At 53.7% G+C, this 17,761-nt stretch carries 17 protein-coding genes, 2 tRNA genes and 1 riboswitch; of the genes, 7 read left to right on the top strand and 12 right to left on the bottom strand.

What is annotated here, in order from left to right:
* Window positions 1–65: 65 nt before the first annotated feature.
* The 8 genes from xylB to QMF38_RS07905 form a co-directional block, all read right to left on the bottom strand.
* Window positions 66–1,598: a xylulokinase gene (gene xylB, locus QMF38_RS07940; protein WP_006447987.1), complete on the bottom strand. Its 1,533-nt coding sequence runs from the start codon at window positions 1,596–1,598 to the stop codon at window positions 66–68.
* Entirely contained in the window at window positions 1,595–2,914 is a 1,320-nt protein-coding gene (xylA, locus tag QMF38_RS07935) for a xylose isomerase (protein WP_281759123.1), read from the bottom strand. Before xylA ends, xylB begins: the two co-directional genes overlap by 4 nt.
* A gap of 271 nt (window positions 2,915–3,185) precedes the next feature.
* Window positions 3,186–4,598, bottom strand: coding sequence for an MFS transporter (locus tag QMF38_RS07930; RefSeq protein WP_281759122.1), 1,413 nt, complete (start codon window positions 4,596–4,598; stop codon window positions 3,186–3,188).
* A gap of 30 nt (window positions 4,599–4,628) precedes the next feature.
* Entirely contained in the window at window positions 4,629–5,402 is a 774-nt protein-coding gene (locus tag QMF38_RS07925; RefSeq protein ID WP_281759121.1) for a metallophosphoesterase, read from the bottom strand.
* 7 nt (window positions 5,403–5,409) lie between these two features.
* Window positions 5,410–6,300: a sporulation protein YtxC gene (gene ytxC / locus QMF38_RS07920; RefSeq protein WP_281759120.1), complete on the bottom strand. Its 891-nt coding sequence runs from the start codon at window positions 6,298–6,300 to the stop codon at window positions 5,410–5,412.
* Between the two features lie 127 nt (window positions 6,301–6,427).
* Window positions 6,428–6,502 (bottom strand) — tRNA-Val (locus tag QMF38_RS07915).
* A 152-nt stretch (window positions 6,503–6,654) separates the two neighbouring features.
* Entirely contained in the window at window positions 6,655–7,095 is a 441-nt protein-coding gene (locus QMF38_RS07910; protein WP_281759119.1) for an acyl-CoA thioesterase, read from the bottom strand.
* A gap of 98 nt (window positions 7,096–7,193) precedes the next feature.
* Window positions 7,194–7,589 carry a hypothetical protein gene (locus tag QMF38_RS07905; protein WP_281759118.1) on the bottom strand — a complete coding sequence of 132 codons (396 nt, stop codon included), beginning with the start codon at window positions 7,587–7,589 and terminating at the stop codon, window positions 7,194–7,196.
* 156 nt (window positions 7,590–7,745) lie between these two features.
* Between QMF38_RS07905 and QMF38_RS07900 the strand changes: the two genes are divergently transcribed.
* From QMF38_RS07900 to QMF38_RS07885, 4 genes are all read left to right on the top strand, one after another.
* Window positions 7,746–8,789 carry a transglutaminase domain-containing protein gene (locus QMF38_RS07900; RefSeq protein WP_281759117.1) on the top strand — a complete coding sequence of 348 codons (1,044 nt, stop codon included), beginning with the start codon at window positions 7,746–7,748 and terminating at the stop codon, window positions 8,787–8,789.
* 82 nt (window positions 8,790–8,871) lie between these two features.
* Window positions 8,872–9,597, top strand: coding sequence for a 3-ketoacyl-ACP reductase (locus QMF38_RS07895; protein WP_058093711.1), 726 nt, complete (start codon window positions 8,872–8,874; stop codon window positions 9,595–9,597).
* 76 nt (window positions 9,598–9,673) lie between these two features.
* Window positions 9,674–9,895 (top strand): hypothetical protein, encoded by a 222-nt coding sequence (locus QMF38_RS07890; protein ID WP_281759116.1) that lies wholly within the window; start codon window positions 9,674–9,676, stop codon window positions 9,893–9,895.
* A gap of 238 nt (window positions 9,896–10,133) precedes the next feature.
* A complete protein-coding gene (locus QMF38_RS07885) occupies window positions 10,134–11,330 on the top strand; it encodes a uracil-xanthine permease family protein (protein ID WP_281759115.1) in 1,197 nt (398 codons plus the stop codon).
* A gap of 264 nt (window positions 11,331–11,594) precedes the next feature.
* On the opposite strand, the gene QMF38_RS07880 is transcribed toward QMF38_RS07885, so the two are convergent.
* Window positions 11,595–13,220, bottom strand: coding sequence for an Nramp family divalent metal transporter (locus QMF38_RS07880; RefSeq protein ID WP_281759114.1), 1,626 nt, complete (start codon window positions 13,218–13,220; stop codon window positions 11,595–11,597).
* 194 nt (window positions 13,221–13,414) lie between these two features.
* Window positions 13,415–13,581: riboswitch (M-box (ykoK) riboswitch) on the bottom strand.
* 200 nt (window positions 13,582–13,781) lie between these two features.
* On the opposite strand from QMF38_RS07880, the gene QMF38_RS07875 reads away from it, so the two are divergent.
* Window positions 13,782–14,666, top strand: a complete 885-nt coding sequence (locus QMF38_RS07875; protein ID WP_390854292.1) for an MBL fold metallo-hydrolase — start codon at window positions 13,782–13,784, stop codon at window positions 14,664–14,666.
* Between the two features lie 76 nt (window positions 14,667–14,742).
* Here the strand turns inward: QMF38_RS07875 and QMF38_RS07870 are convergent.
* The 3 genes from QMF38_RS07870 to QMF38_RS07860 all read right to left on the bottom strand — a co-directional run bounded on the left by QMF38_RS07870 (window position 14,743) and on the right by QMF38_RS07860 (window position 16,037).
* Window positions 14,743–14,829: transfer RNA gene (locus QMF38_RS07870), tRNA-Leu, on the bottom strand.
* A gap of 48 nt (window positions 14,830–14,877) precedes the next feature.
* Window positions 14,878–15,372 carry a hypothetical protein gene (locus QMF38_RS07865; RefSeq protein ID WP_281759112.1) on the bottom strand — a complete coding sequence of 165 codons (495 nt, stop codon included), beginning with the start codon at window positions 15,370–15,372 and terminating at the stop codon, window positions 14,878–14,880.
* A gap of 74 nt (window positions 15,373–15,446) precedes the next feature.
* Window positions 15,447–16,037, bottom strand: a complete 591-nt coding sequence (locus QMF38_RS07860) for a DUF1003 domain-containing protein (protein WP_006448003.1) — start codon at window positions 16,035–16,037, stop codon at window positions 15,447–15,449.
* A gap of 136 nt (window positions 16,038–16,173) precedes the next feature.
* On the opposite strand from QMF38_RS07860, the gene QMF38_RS07855 reads away from it, so the two are divergent.
* Together QMF38_RS07855 and QMF38_RS07850 are read left to right on the top strand one after the other, a co-directional pair.
* A complete protein-coding gene (locus QMF38_RS07855; RefSeq protein WP_058093715.1) occupies window positions 16,174–16,707 on the top strand; it encodes a DUF421 domain-containing protein in 534 nt (177 codons plus the stop codon).
* A gap of 91 nt (window positions 16,708–16,798) precedes the next feature.
* Complete coding sequence (locus QMF38_RS07850) at window positions 16,799–17,755, top strand: acetylxylan esterase (RefSeq protein ID WP_281759111.1); 957 nt, start codon at window positions 16,799–16,801, stop codon at window positions 17,753–17,755.
* The last annotated feature ends 6 nt before the right edge of the window (window positions 17,756–17,761 follow it).

Genomic DNA, 17,761 nt, shown 5'->3' with positions numbered 1-17,761 from the left:
GCATTCCGAGCATGGTGCGGCACCATAGCGCCGCACCTTCCTGTTACTCAACCAGTCTCAACGTGTCACTTCTGCACGAAATGTGGTTGCAAGGACGTGTACAGTGCTCGGTACACATCATAGGTCTTTGCATAGATCGGGACATGTGATGGGTTCGGCGCATCGCTTGCATGCACGCGAATGCGAGCATCGCACGCAGAGACGATGTCCTCGAAACAGCCACTACCCACGCCCGCCAACAGTGCAGCACCAAAGGCCGGACCCTCGTTGGCCTCAACGGTGCACACGTCTTGTCCGAAGACGCCAGCCTGGATGGATCTCCATACCTCACTGCGAGCACCGCCGCCCGAAACGCGAATCTGTTCGACGGGAAGCCCAAGACCTGTGATCAACTCAAGGCAATCCCGCAAACTAAACGCCACACCTTCCATGATGGAACGCACAAAATGCGCTCGCCGATGGCGACCTGTGATGCCAAAGAACACGCCACGCGCGAGAGGGTTGAGATGTGGTGTGCGCTCGCCCATCAAATACGGCAGGAATACAAGCCCTTCGCTCCCTGGCGGCACCGAAGCAGCCTCGTCGCTCAGCAACTCATACACATCGCGACCAATCAACTCCGCCGTACTCCGCTCCAATTGTGCAAACTCGTTCCGATACCACTGCAACGAACCACCGGCTGCCTGCGTGACGCCCATGACGTGCCATGCCCCCGGCACCGCGTGACAAAACGTATGCAAACGTCCTTTCGGATCGCGCACGATCCCTTCGGCATAGGCGAACACAACTCCAGAGGTGCCAATGGTACTCGATACGACGCCCGGACGCACAATGCCATTGCCAATCGCACCAGCAGCTTGATCGCCGGCCCCAGCAACAACAGGTGTTCCCGCTACCAAACCCGTTGCTTGCGCGGCCTTCTCGTGCACACGGCCAGTCACCTCGACCGATTCATGCACAGTAGGCAACCATGAAAGCGGGATAGATAGGCGTTCGCACATCTCCTCCGACCACTTGCGGCCGGCGACATCCAACAGCAGGGTTCCAGAAGCGTCGGACACATCCGATGCAAATTCACCCGTCAGACGATACCGGATATAATCCTTAGGCAAAAGCACGCGGCGAATGCGACGATAATGCTCGGGCTCATGCTGACGTACCCAAAGCAACTTCGTTGCCGTAAAATTCGTCAACGCCGGATTCGCCACCAAATCGATGGTCTTCTCGAGGCCAATTTCGCTATGAATCCAATCGCACTGTTCCTGTGTGCGCTGATCGCTCCAAAGGATGGCTGGTCGAATGACCGCCCCATGCTCATCGAGCAGCACGAGGCTGTGCATTTGACCCGTCAGTCCAATACCACGCACATTACCCGGGTTTGCACCCGATTTCACAAACACGTCTTGTAGCGCCCGACACGTCTGTTCCCACCAAATCTCTGGATCCTGTTCGGCAAATAGGGGTTGCGGTTGCGACACGTCGTACGTGCGAGTCGACTGTGCAACCGTTCTGCCGTCGAGATCGGCCAGAACGACCTTGACACCCGACGTACCTACGTCGATCCCAATGAGCAAGGATTGCGTTGCCATCGCTATCATTCCACTTCAAGTAGGTACTGATTCAGTTTCGCAAGCAATACTTCCTGGCGTCCAGAACGCTCTGCCACAACGCGCTGGTCGATCACGTAGTCTTCCAGCGACTTAAGCGTCGCTTTACCTTCCACGATGTCCTTGCCAATGCCCTTCGTGTAGCTCTCGTAGCGGTTGGCGATCTCGTTTTCGAACACGCCATCTTCGAGCAACTTGGCTGCTACCTTCAGGCCTCGAGCAAAGCTATCCATGCCCGCAATGTGTGCATAGAACAGATCGATAGGCGTCATGGAAGCCCTGCGCACCTTGGCGTCAAAGTTCAAGCCACCCGGTTGCAGGCCTCCATTTTTGAGAATCTCGTACATCGCAAGGGTCGTATCATACAAGTTGGTTGGAAACTCGTCGGTATCCCACCCGAGCAAAGGATCGCCTTGATTGGCATCAACGGACCCCAGCATGCCGTGCAAACGGCTCACCCGCAGTTCATGCTGGAACGTGTGCCCTGCCAATGTCGCATGGTTGGCCTCAATATTCAACTTAAACCGATCTGCGAGTCCATACTTGAGCAAGAACGCGATGGTGGATTGAGCGTCGAAGTCGTATTGATGCTTCGTCGGCTCTTTCGGCTTTGGCTCAATCAAGAACTGACCGCGAAAACCGATTTCGTCTGCATAGTCAGCCGCCATCTGCAATAGACGCGCTTGATTGTCGAGTTCGAGCTGCATGTCGGTATTCAACAGCGTCTCATAACCTTCGCGACCGCCCCAGAAGACATAGTTCTCAGCACCAAGCTCGCGAGCGATTTCCAGACTCTTTTTCACTTGGGCAGCAGCGTAAGCGAATACATCTGCATCCGGTGAAGTCGCAGCGCCATGCGCAAACCGAGGGTTAGAAAACATGTTCTGGGTGTTCCACAGCAACTTGACGCCGGTCGACTTCATATACTCCTTGATCATGCTGACGATCTCGTCCAAATTGCGGTTGCTTTCGCGCAAAGTGTCGCCTTCCGGCGCAATATCGCGATCATGGAAGCAAAAGTATTCGACTCCGAGCTTTTCAAAAAACTCAAATGCCGCTTCGACGCGCTTTTTCGCCAAATCCATGCCAGTGTAGCCGTCCCAAGGGCGAATCATGTTGGCAAGGCCAAACGGATCGCTCCCTGGCAAGGTGAATGTGTGCCAGTAACTCACCGCAAAGCGAAGATGCTCGGCCATCGGCTTACCAAGCACAATTTCTTGAGGATTGTAGTACTTGAATGCGAGCAGATTGTCTGACTTTCTGCCTTCATAGGCAATACGGCTGACTTCCGGGAAGTACGTCGCCACGGGCCATCACCTTTCTTGACAAATAGTTTGTGCAACAAACTTATTTCATGCTAACAAAACGAGGGCCAGAATTCAATCAGAACTTCCGAAATCGCTTTTTCTCCAATGTATTGCCTTTCACCTGACGTATCGACAGCCGACGACATGAGGGGCTGAACACGCAAAAGGCACTTTTCGCGAGCTCTATAGCGATGCGCCATAGACTGATTGCGAAAAGTGCCCAATCGTAAGTACGCTGAACTATCCAAACAACGATAGCTTACATCCGTCATCACTTATGCGAGAATTTGCGTTCCGGCGACTTGCCTGGCACGATGGCACTCGCATATTCCAACTGAACGCGTGCGGTTTCGCGCCCAAAAACCAGAAACGGAATACTGAGTACCACAAGCACCACGGCAATGCCGAGAAAAATAACGAGATCGCCCCCTGCTTTGAGTACGAATGGGATGAAATAGGTGGTTACAATGCCACTTAGTCCGCGCGCAGCCATTTCAACAATGTAGACGCCGCGGCCACGCACGTCTGTCGGATACTGTTCTGCCACACAGAGCTTCGATACCGGAAAGATGCCAAGGCCGAAGAAAGCCGTCAGAAACCCGGCGGCGAACGCAATTGGCGCACTACCTGCAAATGCGAACAAAAGACAACCTATTGTCGCAAGGCCAACATATACCGCCAAGATTGCCTTGCGGCCAAACCTGTCAGATAGGTACCCCTGGCATACCGAGCCAAAGCCGGCGAGCAACATCATGATCCCCGTGTACAAAATCGAATTTGAAATGGCAACTCCGCGCGTTGCCAACAGTGTAGGACCAAACACCTGCAAGATATAAAACAGGATGAGAGCCGCAGTCAGATGCATGATCACCATGGCCGTACGCCCAAAAAGCGGTCTACGCACCAGAGCCTTCAGCGTATTCAACATATCATGCGGGGTCGCATCCAGCATTTCGGCGATCACGTCGTCGTGAAGTTTCTCATCGTGTGGTAAACTCGCCTCGTGTTCCAGCGATTCCACAAGCTTTTGCACACGGCCAGCTTGCCCACGTTCCAACAGGTAACGCGGCGACTCTGGAAGCCACAAGTAAATCGGAATTAACATGACCAAGGGAATGCCGCCGAGTAAAAACGGGACGCGCCACGCATAGTCGGCCGGGTAGTTGTGCAAAGCCCAAAGTGAAACGACACTCGGCACAATATAAGCAGCGGTGAGGATGCCATTCGCATACCCGACGCTGACCGCCCGCCGTCGATGTCCGGTAAACTCTGACAAAATCAAATATGGCATCGGCAGCACCGCCCCCTCGCCGACACCTGCGAGAAGGCGAATCGCAAACAGCGACTCCACATTCGAGACGAGCGCGCCGAGCAACGTTAATACCGAGAACCACAGGATACCGAACAGAATCACCTTGCGTCGGCCAAACTTGTCCGCAATCATGCCCGACGGCAACATCCCAAGCACGATGCCAACGGTCGAGGCAATCGCCAAGAGTCCGACCTGCCAGGACGCCAAGTGCCAAGACTTCTCCAAAGTGGTCAACACCGGCCCGACGATCCCGATATCAAACGCCTCCGCTAACCAGACAAGCGAAAGTAAAAAGATGATGCCAACGACACGGGGCGTAAGCGGTATCCTATCCAACCGCGTTAAAAGATTCACTTCTGAACGGTTTGCCAATGCTTGTCCTCCTCCAATGCACAACGGCAATCACAGTTCGTGGACCGTGATTTCACTGCGCACCAAAAATCGCAAGTTGATGCCAGATTGTCCAATGCCTTTCGATATGTAAAACGGCCCCTGTGAACAGCGATGGCGACCCTTGTAGACGCCTGAAGCAGCGAGGGGGCCCATCGGATTGAGTTGAAACAGGAACGGTACGTTAAACTGCTTCCCGTGCAAGTGGCCAGCAAACAAGCAATCAAATCTGCGTGTGGCGACGACCGTATACGTGGGGTCATGAGTCATCACAATGACTGGAAGAGCGTCGTCAATCTGGTCGAACGCCCGCTCGTCACTATGCCGCGTACAATAATCGTCGAGGCCCACCAAGTTCATTCCGTCTAGAACAACAGTTTGATTGATGAGAACGGTCACGTCAAACGATTCCATCAATTCAATCAGGCGCTGCACGCTTTGCAACCTGTAGTCGTGATTGCCGAGCACCGCATAGATAGGAACCCCAACTTCCCGCAGTGCGCGCAAAAACGGTACGAGCAACAATAGCGACTCATCTCTATCGACAAAATCACCTGTCAAGCAAACGAGATCAGGCTGTTCGGCCCTAAGAACAGACTTCAGGCGGGAGGGTGAAATTCGGTTGCGCTCGATGTGGATGTCGCTGATTTGGACAATCTTCTTTTCGATTCCCAGGTTCCAATGCACACGCTCCACCTTAAGCCACTGTGTCGGGAGAACACTCGTCGCGTAGAACAACGCTCCAACGCCCGCCACAGCCGCCGCGCACCCGAATAGCACCGCCATCCCCCCGTCATCGCTGCTGTCGTCGGTGATTCTGAGTCCATTGTATACGGAAACGCTGCTCCATGTGTGCCAACTGTCGGCAAACGTCACAACCATCGCATCTCTGCAAGCGCTGTTGAAAAAGGCGGCTTAGGGTTTCCGCAAAACTCGGCCAAAGCGCACCCGGGTCCAAGTCGTGCAGGACGACGCGGCGCGGGGAATGTGCAATTAAGGTTGCGATCGCGAGGTCCTCACTGTCAATGCCGTCCACATCGGATACAACCGCATCCATCGCTTCCCCGATTTCTCCCTCGCAAAGGCCAAACCCATCCGCGTCCGCAATCCAGACAAAGTCGGGAGTCGTGAACACATGCAATTCTTCGTCTTGTATCACCTGTTCACTTAGCACTTCGCGTAGTCCTTCCACCAATCGCTCAAAATCCCTTTCACGACCGCCACTTTGCCACACGCGTTCGGTTTCGGCACGAAGCGCAAGGACTACTTCGCGCAGACGAAAACGAGCAAAGCCGTCGAGGGAGACAATTGCATCGCCTGTACAGAACGGTAGCAACTCCACCTGAACGCGCGAAAGCCATGCCGCAAAGCTGGCATTGGCGAGTGACATCCTCCCCGCGGCAAATTTGACGACAGCCTGGTCCGCACAAAGCGCCAGCTCACTGTCAAAGTCACCTGCGCGCCGGATCCATTCGCGCGCAATTTCCGTGCGCAACCAGTCGGTTAATAGATGATGTGCAATTGTTTCTGCCACCTGTGGTGCAAGCTGTGGCGGAAATATGCAAGTCAGAGATTCCATGGCCATATCGCCAAGCAGCACTTTTGCTCCTTCGAGTTGCTGCAGCGAGCTGGCCAAGCCTGGGAACGCATGCGTAGCAGTCACGGTCAACCTGTGCACGTTCACCAGTCCCTCCATCGCGAATCCCGATCGCGAATTGACGGTGTCTGCGACGCACCGCGCCAGTATTCATTGCCAATCCGTATTACGGATGCAAAAAAGCCGTCAACGTATGTACGTCGACGGCTTCGTTTGGTGCGGCTGACAGGAATCGAACCTGTGACCCCCACCGTGTCAAGGTGGTGCTCTCCCTCTGAGCTACAGCCGCAAATCGCGGACAAGCACATATGTTAGCAACAGAGAGTCCGAATGTCAACAGGCGCTCCACAACCTCGTCTTCCCGCGTTCGCGACGACCGTCTGTTGTAACCTACACGCCTGGCACCAAAATCGTATAGGCTACAGCTTGCACGGCCGTAATTCAGGCATCTGCCACAGCGGATGTGGGTAACTGGGCCAGGCGGTTCCACAGCTGTGGCGCCACGCGCGCTAGATTGACTGGTCGCATCGATCCGTTTGCCACGAATGCATGCTTAGTTTGCCCCGCGGCGCTCAACTCTCCATCCGCTGTCAAAACTTCGTAAGCAAAACATAAGCGCGCCCGCGACAGTTCCAACAGCCGAGCTGAAACTTCGATTTGATCCTCGGCTCGCAGAGCACGCGCGTAATGACAAGAGACGTCCGTCACCACGACCGTGATGCCCGCATCGTGGAAATCTGTCATATAGCGAATTCCGTTTGCTGAAAGAAAGTGCATGCGCGCGATGGAAAACCAATCGATAAACGATGGATGATACACAATACCAGCGGGATCGCATTCCCCCCAGCGCACTTCCAAAGCCGTTGTCACACGTTCAGGCATGTCGATTCCTCCATTGCGCGCCAGGTAAGCCTGGCCATGTCCCCTCATTGTAGCAAACTTGAGAGGACACCTCACCACGCGATCACGACCTTAGACCTCTAGTTGCTGGGCCGTGCATACCCATCAGAAGCCATCTGTGGTGAATCGGAAACGGGCACACTCGCACCATTCGGAGCCTCTCCATCGCTCACAGGCTCACTGCCCACCTCGACAGTGGTGCCAGACGTAGCCGTTTCGCCACCCGGTTGCACCGTACTGCTCGCTTGGCCCGACGGCAGAGCGCTCGTTTTCGCATGCGACATAAATACGGAGATGACCGTAACGATAGATGCAACGGCATTGGCAATCGCATTGATCTCTGGATTTGTGATGACGTGTAAGCCAAGCGCGTCTGTGATCAATTTCGCGGCGCCGAGCAGGCCGATGACCAGGGTTGTCAATCGTTTGGTTTGCGCCAGCTGTACCAGTGCTTGCAGCACTTTCGAAATCCCCATGTTCCATCACCTCACTGTCGATGTTCATATATTCCAGATGCAGACAACCTGTCGCGGCGGCGACAGGAACTTGGTGAAACCCACCAAGACAACCGTTCAAGAAAATAGGTTAGACTGGGATCTAACAATGTTCTTGACTTGGAAGGAGCTCTCTTCATGCGCGTGCCACATCACGCCGTCGCGATCGCGCTGACGGCGGGCGTTTTCGTCCAGCCTATTGCCACCTTATTCCCAACCACAGTCTTCGGTGCCACGGCGCCAGCGCAAGTCGTGGCAGAGGCTATTGCGACACAAAAGACCTCATTTTCCGTAAACTTGCCGATGCAGCAAACGGAAGCACTCGTCAAGACGAGCTTGCAACAGCAACCGTATTTCGCGCAGCTGTATTCCAACATGAACTATGAATCGGATGGAACCACCACGCGCGTCACCATCGCGTGGCTACAATCAGCAGCACAGACCAGAGCGTTGGATCAATCGATCCGCAGCACGGAACGCACGCTGCTGCGCCCTGGGATGAGCGACTTCGACAAAGAGTGGGTCATTCATAACTGGATTGTGGAACATGTCAGATACGACACGTCGCTTAAGCGATACACACCGTACGATGCCTTTCAAGGTTCGGCCGTGTGTCAAGGTATAGCTGCGCTCACCTACAGGATGATGTCGTTCGCTGGCATCCCCGTGCGCTTCGTCGATGGCACGGCGGGCGGCGGATCGCACCTGTGGAACGAGGTCAAAATTGGAGGGCATTGGTATCAACTCGATGTCACGTGGGACGATCCAATTGGTGGTGGTAATCGCCCCAGCTACCTGTACTACAACCTGACAAACGCACAGATGGCCGCGACCCACTCGTGGGATGAATCCGGCTTGCCCCAAGCAACGACAGATTTTGCTCAAGTCGTCAAATCGCTAAGTCGAGGCTCCTCGGATCCGGTTCTGCGCACCATTGCAAACAACCCAACCGTCATGGCGGAATTTCAGGAGAAGGTGAACAGTCAGACCATCGGCGCTGCGATAGCCCGTCACATTGCCCACGGCGACACGCAGTTTACTGTGGAGTTTGCGGGATCGGCGGAGGCGCTGGCGAAAACGATGGCAGGGTTGCAGTTAAGTGGCTTTCAGTCGATGTCATACACGTATTCACAAAGCCGCCTTCCTGGCTATCAAGCGGTACAAGTGACGCTCCAATACTGACGTTGTACTTGGGGGATTTTGCAAGGCGCAACCGTCGCGATTTATAATTGTCCTGTTAGATACAGATATGGAGGGACAGCACATGGCACAATCACTACAAGGCATGCATGCCATCATTACCGGTGCGGGCAAAGGCATTGGCCGCAGCATCGCGGAACACCTGGCGAAAGCCGGAGTCAACTTGGGCCTGATTGCACGTACACAATCGGATCTCGACGATCTCGCCAAGACGTTGCAGTCTCTTTCCAACGTTCAAGTATTTACCGCCCAGGCGGACGTCGGCGAACGTGAACAAATTGAAAAGGCCATCGCCACACTCACGGAACAACTTGGCGCAGTCGACATTCTCATCAACAATGCAGGGACTGCCACGTTTGGCACCGTGATCGATATGCCTGTCGAAGAATGGGAACGTATGATTCGCGTCAATCTGCTTGGCACCTATTATGCAACGCGAGCCGTCCTGCCACACATGATTGAGCGCAACGGTGGCAATATCCTGAACATCAGCTCGACGGCTGGTGAGCGCGGTTCGGCTACCACCTCTGCCTACTCGGCGTCGAAATTCGGGGTGATGGGCTTTACAGAGTCTCTCATGTACGAAGTGCGTAAACACAATATCCGCGTCATGGCACTTACACCTAGCACCGTCAATACGGAACTGGCTCGGGCTGCGGGACTCAAAATCGGCGATGAAAGCCATCAGATGCAGCCGGAGGACATCGCGGAGCTCGTTACGTCGATTCTGCAACTGCCACCCCGCGTGGTTGTAAAAACCGCAAGTATCATCATGACCAACCCGCAATAATGAACAGGGCTGGCGCGTGAAGCAGCGGCCAGCCCTTTTCTTTTATATGTATGTCTCATGTCATGAGGAAGTATTGTTGCCGAAAATGCGGTTATTCACAGAGCTGTTGCCCATTGAACTGTTGCCCATTGAACTGTTGCCCATTGAACTGTTGCCCATTGAGCTGTTACCCATCGAGCTGTTACCCATCGAACTGTTGCCCATCGAACTGTTGCCCATTGAACTGTTACCCATCGAACTGTTGCCCATTGAGCTGTTATCCATCGAGCTGTTGCCCATCGAGCTGTTGAGCGTTTGATTTGCACTCTCACCAATAAAATTTTGGCTTTCCTGCCCCATTGGCCCACAGCCTGCCAATCCTATCACCGTTACTCCCAGTAGAATGATCATGCGCTTTCTCAACAGTAAAAAATCCCCCTTTGTGCTTTCATACGATTGTGGTTATACTTTCCATGCATGTACAAACGCATGTATAAGTTGTCGAATTTGGTTTGATTGCGTTGAAAAACGCCGAACCACATTTGGGAGGTATACCGTTGCACACTGCTGTTAGACGCTTTCCACTTTCTGTACAGCACGTCTTTGCTATGTTTGGCGCTACCGTACTGGTGCCAATCCTGACCGGGTTGAATCCAGGCGCCACGCTCATCGCCAGCGGTGTGGGCACACTGCTGTTCCATCTGATCACACGCGGTAAAGTTCCGGCGTACTTAGGCTCATCGTTTGCATTCATCGCACCACTGACGCTCTACGTGACGAAACACCACACACCGAATCAAGCAGTCACCGGACTTATCAGCGTCTCCATCGTGTATCTCGTGTTTTCCGCACTCATTGCGGCAATTGGCTTCAACCGCGTCAAGCGCCTTATTCCCTCGGTCGTCGTCGGCCCTGTGGTCGCCATCATCGGCTTGTCCCTGGCAGGCACAGCCGTATCGACCGATGCATCGACCCACTGGGACGTGGCCATCGTCAGCCTTGCGGCCGCCATCATAAGTGCCGTCGCTGGCCCGAAGCAACTGCGTATCATTCCAATCCTTGTCGGCATTGTAGTCGGCTACGTTTACGCCATCGCCCGCGGCCTCGTGCATTTTGGTAACGCCAGTGCCTCACCATGGATACAGTTCCCGTCGTTTCACGCACCAGCGTTCAGCTGGCAAGTCGTTCTCGCCATGGCCCCCATCGCACTCGTAACGATGGTTGAGGATTTGGGCCACATGTTTGTATTGAATGAAATTATCGATCGCGACGTCACACAAGACCCTGGCTTCTCGTCCATCCTGCTTGGCAATGGCGTGGCAACCCTCATCTCCGCACTGATCGGTGGTCCAGCCGAAACGACCTATGCAGAAAATCTAGGCGTCTTGGCGATGACTCGCCAATTTTCAAGCCGCATCATTCAAGGTGCGGCCGTGATCGCCATTCTGCTTGGCTTGTTCGGCAAGTTCAACGCTGTCATTCAGTCCATTCCAGCGGCTGTGGTCGGCGGCATCGGCATTTTGCTGTACGGCATGATCGCGGCGATGGGCATCCGTCACATGATTGAGGCAAAAGTCGACCTCACAAACACGAAAAACCTCATTGTCGTCGCCGTCATTTTCATCATCGGTATCGGGGCCAAGAACAATGGCATTGCCATCGCGACCGTTGTAGGTCTCGCCATCTATTGGCTGTTGCCGGACCGAACACAGACCGGGGCCGAAAATGGTGGACAAACAGCGCACCGTAGCTAACCGTGCTATCGCGATAAAAAAGCCGCTGCCAACTTGGGCAGCGGCAAGTATGGAAACCCAGGGGGAATGGAAGGGTTTGAGCTCATAGTACACATCCAAGATTGAATTGCCCTTGAATATCTTAGTCTCATCCAAAAAAAGGACCACCGCTTACCGCAGTGGCCAAAGGATGTATTCTAGGGGGTTTCAGGGGGGTTCCGCGAGAAGAATGATATCAGCCGCAAATTGAAACAACCTCGAAATCAGCCGCAAACGCCCGCTTTCTTATCTGTGCAAGGCCAACTCCACGATTTTAATAACCAGCATAACGACAGCAATCAGAAGGTATCCGCGCAACGTCATCATGGCCAGCTTTTTCATGGGTGACCAAGATGCCTTCGGCAGTTCATGTACCGGCGGCATCTGCCATGCGTGGCGATCCGCTTTGTCAACAAACGTCGCCTGTGCAAACCCCTTTCGCCGCTTGCCCAGCATGACAATGGCGGCAACGAACAAACCCACCAGGAGCACCCCTGCGGCCACAACACTGAGGAAGCGGACATCGACATTCGGAAAAAATGTCGTGACGGCGAGAATCAGTGACAACATCACAAGCACACCGACGATCAGGATGCTGATGGCGTTTAGCCACGGGCGGTTGACCCACGGCCCCAAAACATCGCGATCGTTACATAACAGCAACAAAAAGACGGTCGCGCTCGGCAACAAAATGCCCGCGAGGGCCTGCACGCCGGTCGTGATTAGCCCCAACGGTGCGTGCGGAATCACGACGATTCCTGCCGCTACCGCGATAATTGCGGCATAGATCAAGTAGAACGAAAGCCCTTCTTTCACGCTCCTGTGAAGAGAGTGGTCCGTCCCAAACACATCGCCAAACGCATATGACGTCGACAATGTAACAGCGGCAGCGCCAATCAGCGATGCATTAAGCAGGATAATCGCGAACAAATCACCTGCCGCGCGGCCAACATGCTGCGAAAGCCCCTGGATCACACCGCCGGCATCAACGAAGTGACCCGCCAGTGTGGTACCGTGAAACGCAAACGCCGTGCAAGCCATGATGGCAGCAGCACCTATGACAACGACTACCGATCCGATGACCGTATCAGCTCGCTCATAGGCCATCCAACGCGACGTCAATCGCTTATCGATCACGTTCGACTGCTGGAAGAAGAGCTGCCAGGGCGCTACCGTGGTCCCCACAATACCGATGATGAGTAGCATCGCATTTGACGTAAAGCCACCTGCAACGCCCGGTACGACGAATCCCTTGAAAACGGAGCCAGCTTCCGGGTGACTCATGAAAGCAAGCGGAATCACCAAAAAATTGGCTACCACCATTACATACATAAACCGTTCCCAACGCCGAAAGCTTCCGGTAACCGTCATCGCGACGAGCAAAACACCCGCCAAAACGACGGAAATGAGTGGCGAAACACCGAAGTGCGCCATCGCCTCGCGAACGCCGATGAACTCTGTGACAATCGTCAGGATGTTGAGAATGAATAAATCGATGACCGAAAAAGCACCCCAAAACTTGCCGAAGCGTTCGAAAATCAGTTTCGCATGCCCAACGCGCGTGACAAGCCCAAGGCGCACCACCATTTCTTGATTGACGATGAGAACGGGCACGAGCAACAACAATACCCACAGCAAACTGGTTCCATAATTTTGCCCGGCTTGTGCATATGTCGATACGCCGCCGGCATCGTTGTCGCCGACCATGACAATTAACCCGGGTCCCATAATGGCCAACAAGGTCAATAGCCGCGTCTTCCAACCTTTGCGTAATTCCGTATCATGAACGCGCACAGTGCCGAATGCACCATGGATATCACCCGGACCATTCTGCGCGACATCGTGTTCTTGCCATGCTAAATTTTTGCTCACGACAATCGACCCCTTTCAGACGGTGGTAGAAGGGACAATACACCCCCATATGCGATTCGACATACGCCGTTCCTTTGCTTAAACATCTGGGACTAGGGCCTATATCCACAACTACCACCTCCTCCGGGATCAAAAATTCCCCCTCAGCATGAGCCCAGGGGGAATCACCATTGCACACCAAAATCTTGCAACTTATAAATCCCCCTAGTTGAGCTTTAGCACTATGCGACGTAGAGTTGTCCACTCAGCCACGTTGAGTAAAGCCTTAAGCCGGCCATACCTGTTCTACCCATTGGCGTCTTTCGACGTTTCCGGGCAGTGGCTTATGTTCACATAGACGCCTCGCCTAACGAGGACGTATGCACTTGTAAAGCGTATGAATCGACTGCTGTATTGGCCACGGGCCATTGACCCGTATGTCAATCCAAAATGCAATCCCCACCTGTTGTACCACCTGTCGTGCCAGGTGTCAACGCAAAAAATTGTGATTGCTTCAACGACTAGATTTCACCTTGAAGGCCATCCTAGATGTTCGATCGCACTTTGAACTGGGATGTGAGAATGATGCGCAACGATTTCGAACACAAGTGGATTCCTTTAACTTCGCTTGTCAGCGGACACCCCATGCAGGTGGTGAATGATGTCCTTTTTTTAACCACCCAAATCGTCAACGTAATCTACGTCGATAGCGGGCGCGATACAGGACAATTCACTCTCATTGATGCTGGCGTTCCCAACGCCGCCCAGGAGATTATCGACTTGGCCGAACGCCACTTCGGATCCCATGCGCAGCCAAATGCGCTCATCTTAACACATGGCCATTTCGATCACGTGGGATCTATTCTCGAACTCATTGAACATTGGGGTATGCCTGTATACGCCCACCAGGACGAACTGCCCTTTCTACAGGGTAGGGCCGATTATCCCCCTGCTGATCCGGGAGCGGCAAGTGGCCTGATTGCCAAACTTTCGCCGACATTCCCCAACCAAGGCATTGATCTCGAAGACCACGTGCAGGCGCTTCCCGAAGACGGTTCGGTTCCGGGTATGCCTGAATGGCGTTGGATCCATACCCCCGGGCATACACCAGGACACATTTCCCTGTTTCGCGAGCGGGATCGAACACTGATTGCCGGAGACGCCATCACAACTGTGCAGCAAGAATCACTGTATGATGTGTTCACGCAAAAACGGGAGCTTCACGGGCCACCGGCCTATTTCACAACGGATTGGGAACGTGCGCGGCAATCTGTACAAACCATTGCAGCATTAGAGCCACAAGCGCTCATCACGGGCCATGGACTGCCCGTGTATGGGGCCGAACTGGTAGACGGTTTGCGGGAGTTGGCGGAGCATTTTCAGGATTGGGAAGTTCCCAAACATAGCCGGAACGTACATTGTGCCGTGAACGGCCGAAACAATAAGACCAGTTTCAAAGAACCATGACTGAAAGACTCATGGAAATGAAAGAGCGCGGTATTCCCATCGCCATGAGAACCCGCGCCATTCCCGTCTTTTCAATTGGTGCCGAGAACCGGACTCGAACCGGTACGGGGATACCCCCGGCAGATTTTAAGTCTGCTGCGTCTGCCAATTCCGCCACCCCGGCGCATCATGCATCTACTATACTACGAACTTCACAATTGTTCAAACCCTGTTACGCATCACATCCCCCCGTTTCCACCGCCCGCTGCAACCTCTCCAGTGCGGCTGACACCTCACCTAACCTCTCCTTCCCTGCTGACACCTGCTCATGTACTTCATGGGCGCCCCGTTCCAAACCACGTACAACCTGTTGGACTTTCGCAGCAGTTCCCACAAACGATTTCGACGCCCCCGCCATCCGCTCCGACCATTTCCACAAGTCCCCCACAATCGCCTCAACGCCGTGTAGCTCTGACTGAGTGCGTGTCGCCTCGACGCTGAGCGTCAACGCAATCCGCCGCATCGCCAAAGATGCATCGGCAATAGAATTAAATGCGTCTCGCAAACTTGTGCATAAATGCCCTAAGCGCAGAATATCGGTCGTAAGCGCGTCCACAGCATCCGGCCATTGTTCAAAGTCTTCCATGAGCGGATCGAGAATCGTCATGGCGTCATGGAGTTCCAACTGGATAGAATTCGGCCATCCTGACTCGGGATTTTGAACCAACAGAAACCACCCGCCCTCGATACAAATGATCAATCGACAACGGAATTGTTCGATAATTCGGGTGGATTTCCTTTTTATTCGCGCGTTTTTCCGTCCTGAAGATCATCATGGCGAAGACGTTCGAGCTGTTCCAAGCTGCGTAAAAGCCGTTCCAATTGATTCAGCTTTCCCTCTATGCGATGAAGATGACTTTGCATGTCGTCGATTTCTTGCTCGGCTTTGTAGTTGATGGCAAAGTCGATAATCGATTCATGTTTATCCCTCGCAGCTTGCCGGTTTTGGCTCATCATGATGATGGGCGCTTGAAATGCAGCAATAAACGAAAGACACAGGTTCAGCAAAATGAAAGGCGGCTTATCAAAATGATACCGTGCCGTATACGGAATGGTGTTCCACACCATCCATGCCGCCAGGATGCCACCAAAAATCATAAGAAATGTCCAACTACCGCCAAACGATGCAATGCGATCCGCCAGCTTGTCCGCCCATCGGGTCTTGCTGACATACTCTTCATCGATCTGCGAGAGGATGTTCTCTTCGTACATGTTGACGAGGCGAGCGATACGCCGGGCATCCCCCTCGTTGATCGGAATGTCGAAGCCTTCAAGGTTCATGTTGTCCTGGCGCGAGTCGGAAGAGTGGACGTAATAGTAGCGTTTGCCCATATTCACGCCTCCTCCTGCGCAATCTGCAACTCCATACTATTCTGTCGAGCCAACATGGGCAAGGGGACCCGGATAATTTTATCATCGATGGAACAAGATCGTGATATGTGCAGGTGAGGTTGGGTGTTGACATCTGATGAACGTACATTGGCTGATGACCATTGCAGCAACGACATTCACATTTGTAATCTTACTCATGCTCGTACGGTGGATCGGTGAAACGCAGATCAGTCAAGCTACATACTTCAATTGGGTCGCCGGAGCGTGTATGGGCAACATCGCAGCAAACATGATCACGGCTGGTGGCTGGCAACCTTTGATCACGGGTGCCGTTCAACTTTTTTTCTTCTCAGCGGTCACCATAGCTGCGGCGTATTTGTCGCTGAAAAGTAGACGCTTTCGCAAGATCGCGACAGGCGAACCGATCATACTTGTGCACCGTGGGCAGTACATCCTTAAACACATGAAGAGAAGCAAAATTGATCTTGATCTCCTGCAGCAGATGTTGCGAGAACAAGGCTATTTTGACTACCGCAAGGTGGAATACGCCATCCTGGAGCCCACGGGGAGCCTCAGTGTCTTACCGAAGTCTGATCGCGAAGACAAAGTCGACGTGACTCCGCCAAATCCCGAGGCCGAGCAGCGGCAGCAAACCAATCATATAAAATAGCCACGAATGTACCATTTCACCGATTGCCCATGTGCTACAGTTTCCTACAAGTTCCTTGACAACCACACCTCTGCGCTGGGAGACGATGCACATGCCAATGATTGACCTTCCGTATGAAGAATTGCTGAACTATCGAGGGCGCAATCCACGACCAAGCGACTTCGACGCGTATTGGGAACGGGGACTTGCGGAAATGAAGGAGGTCGATGCCAAGCTCGAGATTGTACCCAATTCATTCTCGACATCACAGGTCGAGTGTTTTGACCTTTACTTTACTGGCGTCAAGGGCGCCCGCATTCATGCCCTGTATGCCCGCCCGCGCCACGCAACAACACCGCACCCGGCCATTCTGCAATTTCACGGCTACAAAGGGCACGCAGGCGATTGGTTGGACAAGATGGCCTATGCGTCACACGGTTTCACGGTCGTTGCCATGAATTGTCGCGGGCAAGGCGGGCATTCGCAAGACACGCACCCTGTCCGCGGCATGACCAGCAGTGGCCACGTCGTTCGCGGCCTAGACGACCATCCCGACAATCTGTACTTTCGCCAAGTTTTCCTCGACACAGCACAACTGGCCAACATCGTGATGAACCTGCCCGAGGTCGACCCGAATTTAGTCGCCGTCACTGGCTGGTCACAAGGCGGCGCTTTAACCGTAGCCTGTGCTGCATTGGAACCGCGGATACGGCGTGCCGCCCCCGTCTATCCTTTCCTAAGCGATTATCTTCGCGTATGGGAGATGGACTTTGGCGGCGTACACGAAGAGCTCATCCAATACTTTCGCAACCGCGATCCGCTACACGCCAATCGCGATCTCATATTTGAAAAGTTGGGTTATATCGATATTCAGCATCTAGCGGACCGCATTAATGCTGAGGTACTGTGGGGTATCGGCTTGATGGACAAAGTTTGCCCACCCTCGACACAGTTTGCCGCGTATAACCGCATTCGTAGCCCCAAACGAATGGTGGTGTACCCGGACTTTCAGCACGAGTGGCTGCCAGGCATGAACGACGCTATCTTCGAGTGGATGCTGACGATGTAACTTCAC

The organism is Alicyclobacillus hesperidum subsp. aegles, from assembly GCF_027923525.1.
GTDB classification, from domain to species: domain Bacteria; phylum Bacillota; class Bacilli; order Alicyclobacillales; family Alicyclobacillaceae; genus Alicyclobacillus; species Alicyclobacillus aegles.
The sequence above is the reverse complement of the archived record's forward strand: the minus strand, read 5'-3'. Positions and strand labels throughout refer to the sequence as shown.

Coding starts and splice junctions, on each gene's coding strand:
- QMF38_RS07850 (WP_281759111.1), top strand. CDS start 16,799: ATGCCAATGATTGACCTTCCGTATGAAGAATTGCTGAACTATCGAGGG.
- QMF38_RS07900 (WP_281759117.1), top strand. CDS start 7,746: ATGCGCGTGCCACATCACGCCGTCGCGATCGCGCTGACGGCGGGCGTT.
- QMF38_RS07855 (WP_058093715.1), top strand. CDS start 16,174: ATGAACGTACATTGGCTGATGACCATTGCAGCAACGACATTCACATTT.
- xylB (WP_006447987.1), bottom strand. CDS start 1,598: ATGATAGCGATGGCAACGCAATCCTTGCTCATTGGGATCGACGTAGGT.
- QMF38_RS07910 (WP_281759119.1), bottom strand. CDS start 7,095: ATGCCTGAACGTGTGACAACGGCTTTGGAAGTGCGCTGGGGGGAATGC.
- QMF38_RS07860 (WP_006448003.1), bottom strand. CDS start 16,037: ATGGGCAAACGCTACTATTACGTCCACTCTTCCGACTCGCGCCAGGAC.
- QMF38_RS07925 (WP_281759121.1), bottom strand. CDS start 5,402: ATGGCGGTGCTATTCGGGTGCGCGGCGGCTGTGGCGGGCGTTGGAGCG.
- QMF38_RS07905 (WP_281759118.1), bottom strand. CDS start 7,589: ATGGGGATTTCGAAAGTGCTGCAAGCACTGGTACAGCTGGCGCAAACC.
- QMF38_RS07875 (WP_390854292.1), top strand. CDS start 13,782: ATGATGCGCAACGATTTCGAACACAAGTGGATTCCTTTAACTTCGCTT.
- QMF38_RS07895 (WP_058093711.1), top strand. CDS start 8,872: ATGGCACAATCACTACAAGGCATGCATGCCATCATTACCGGTGCGGGC.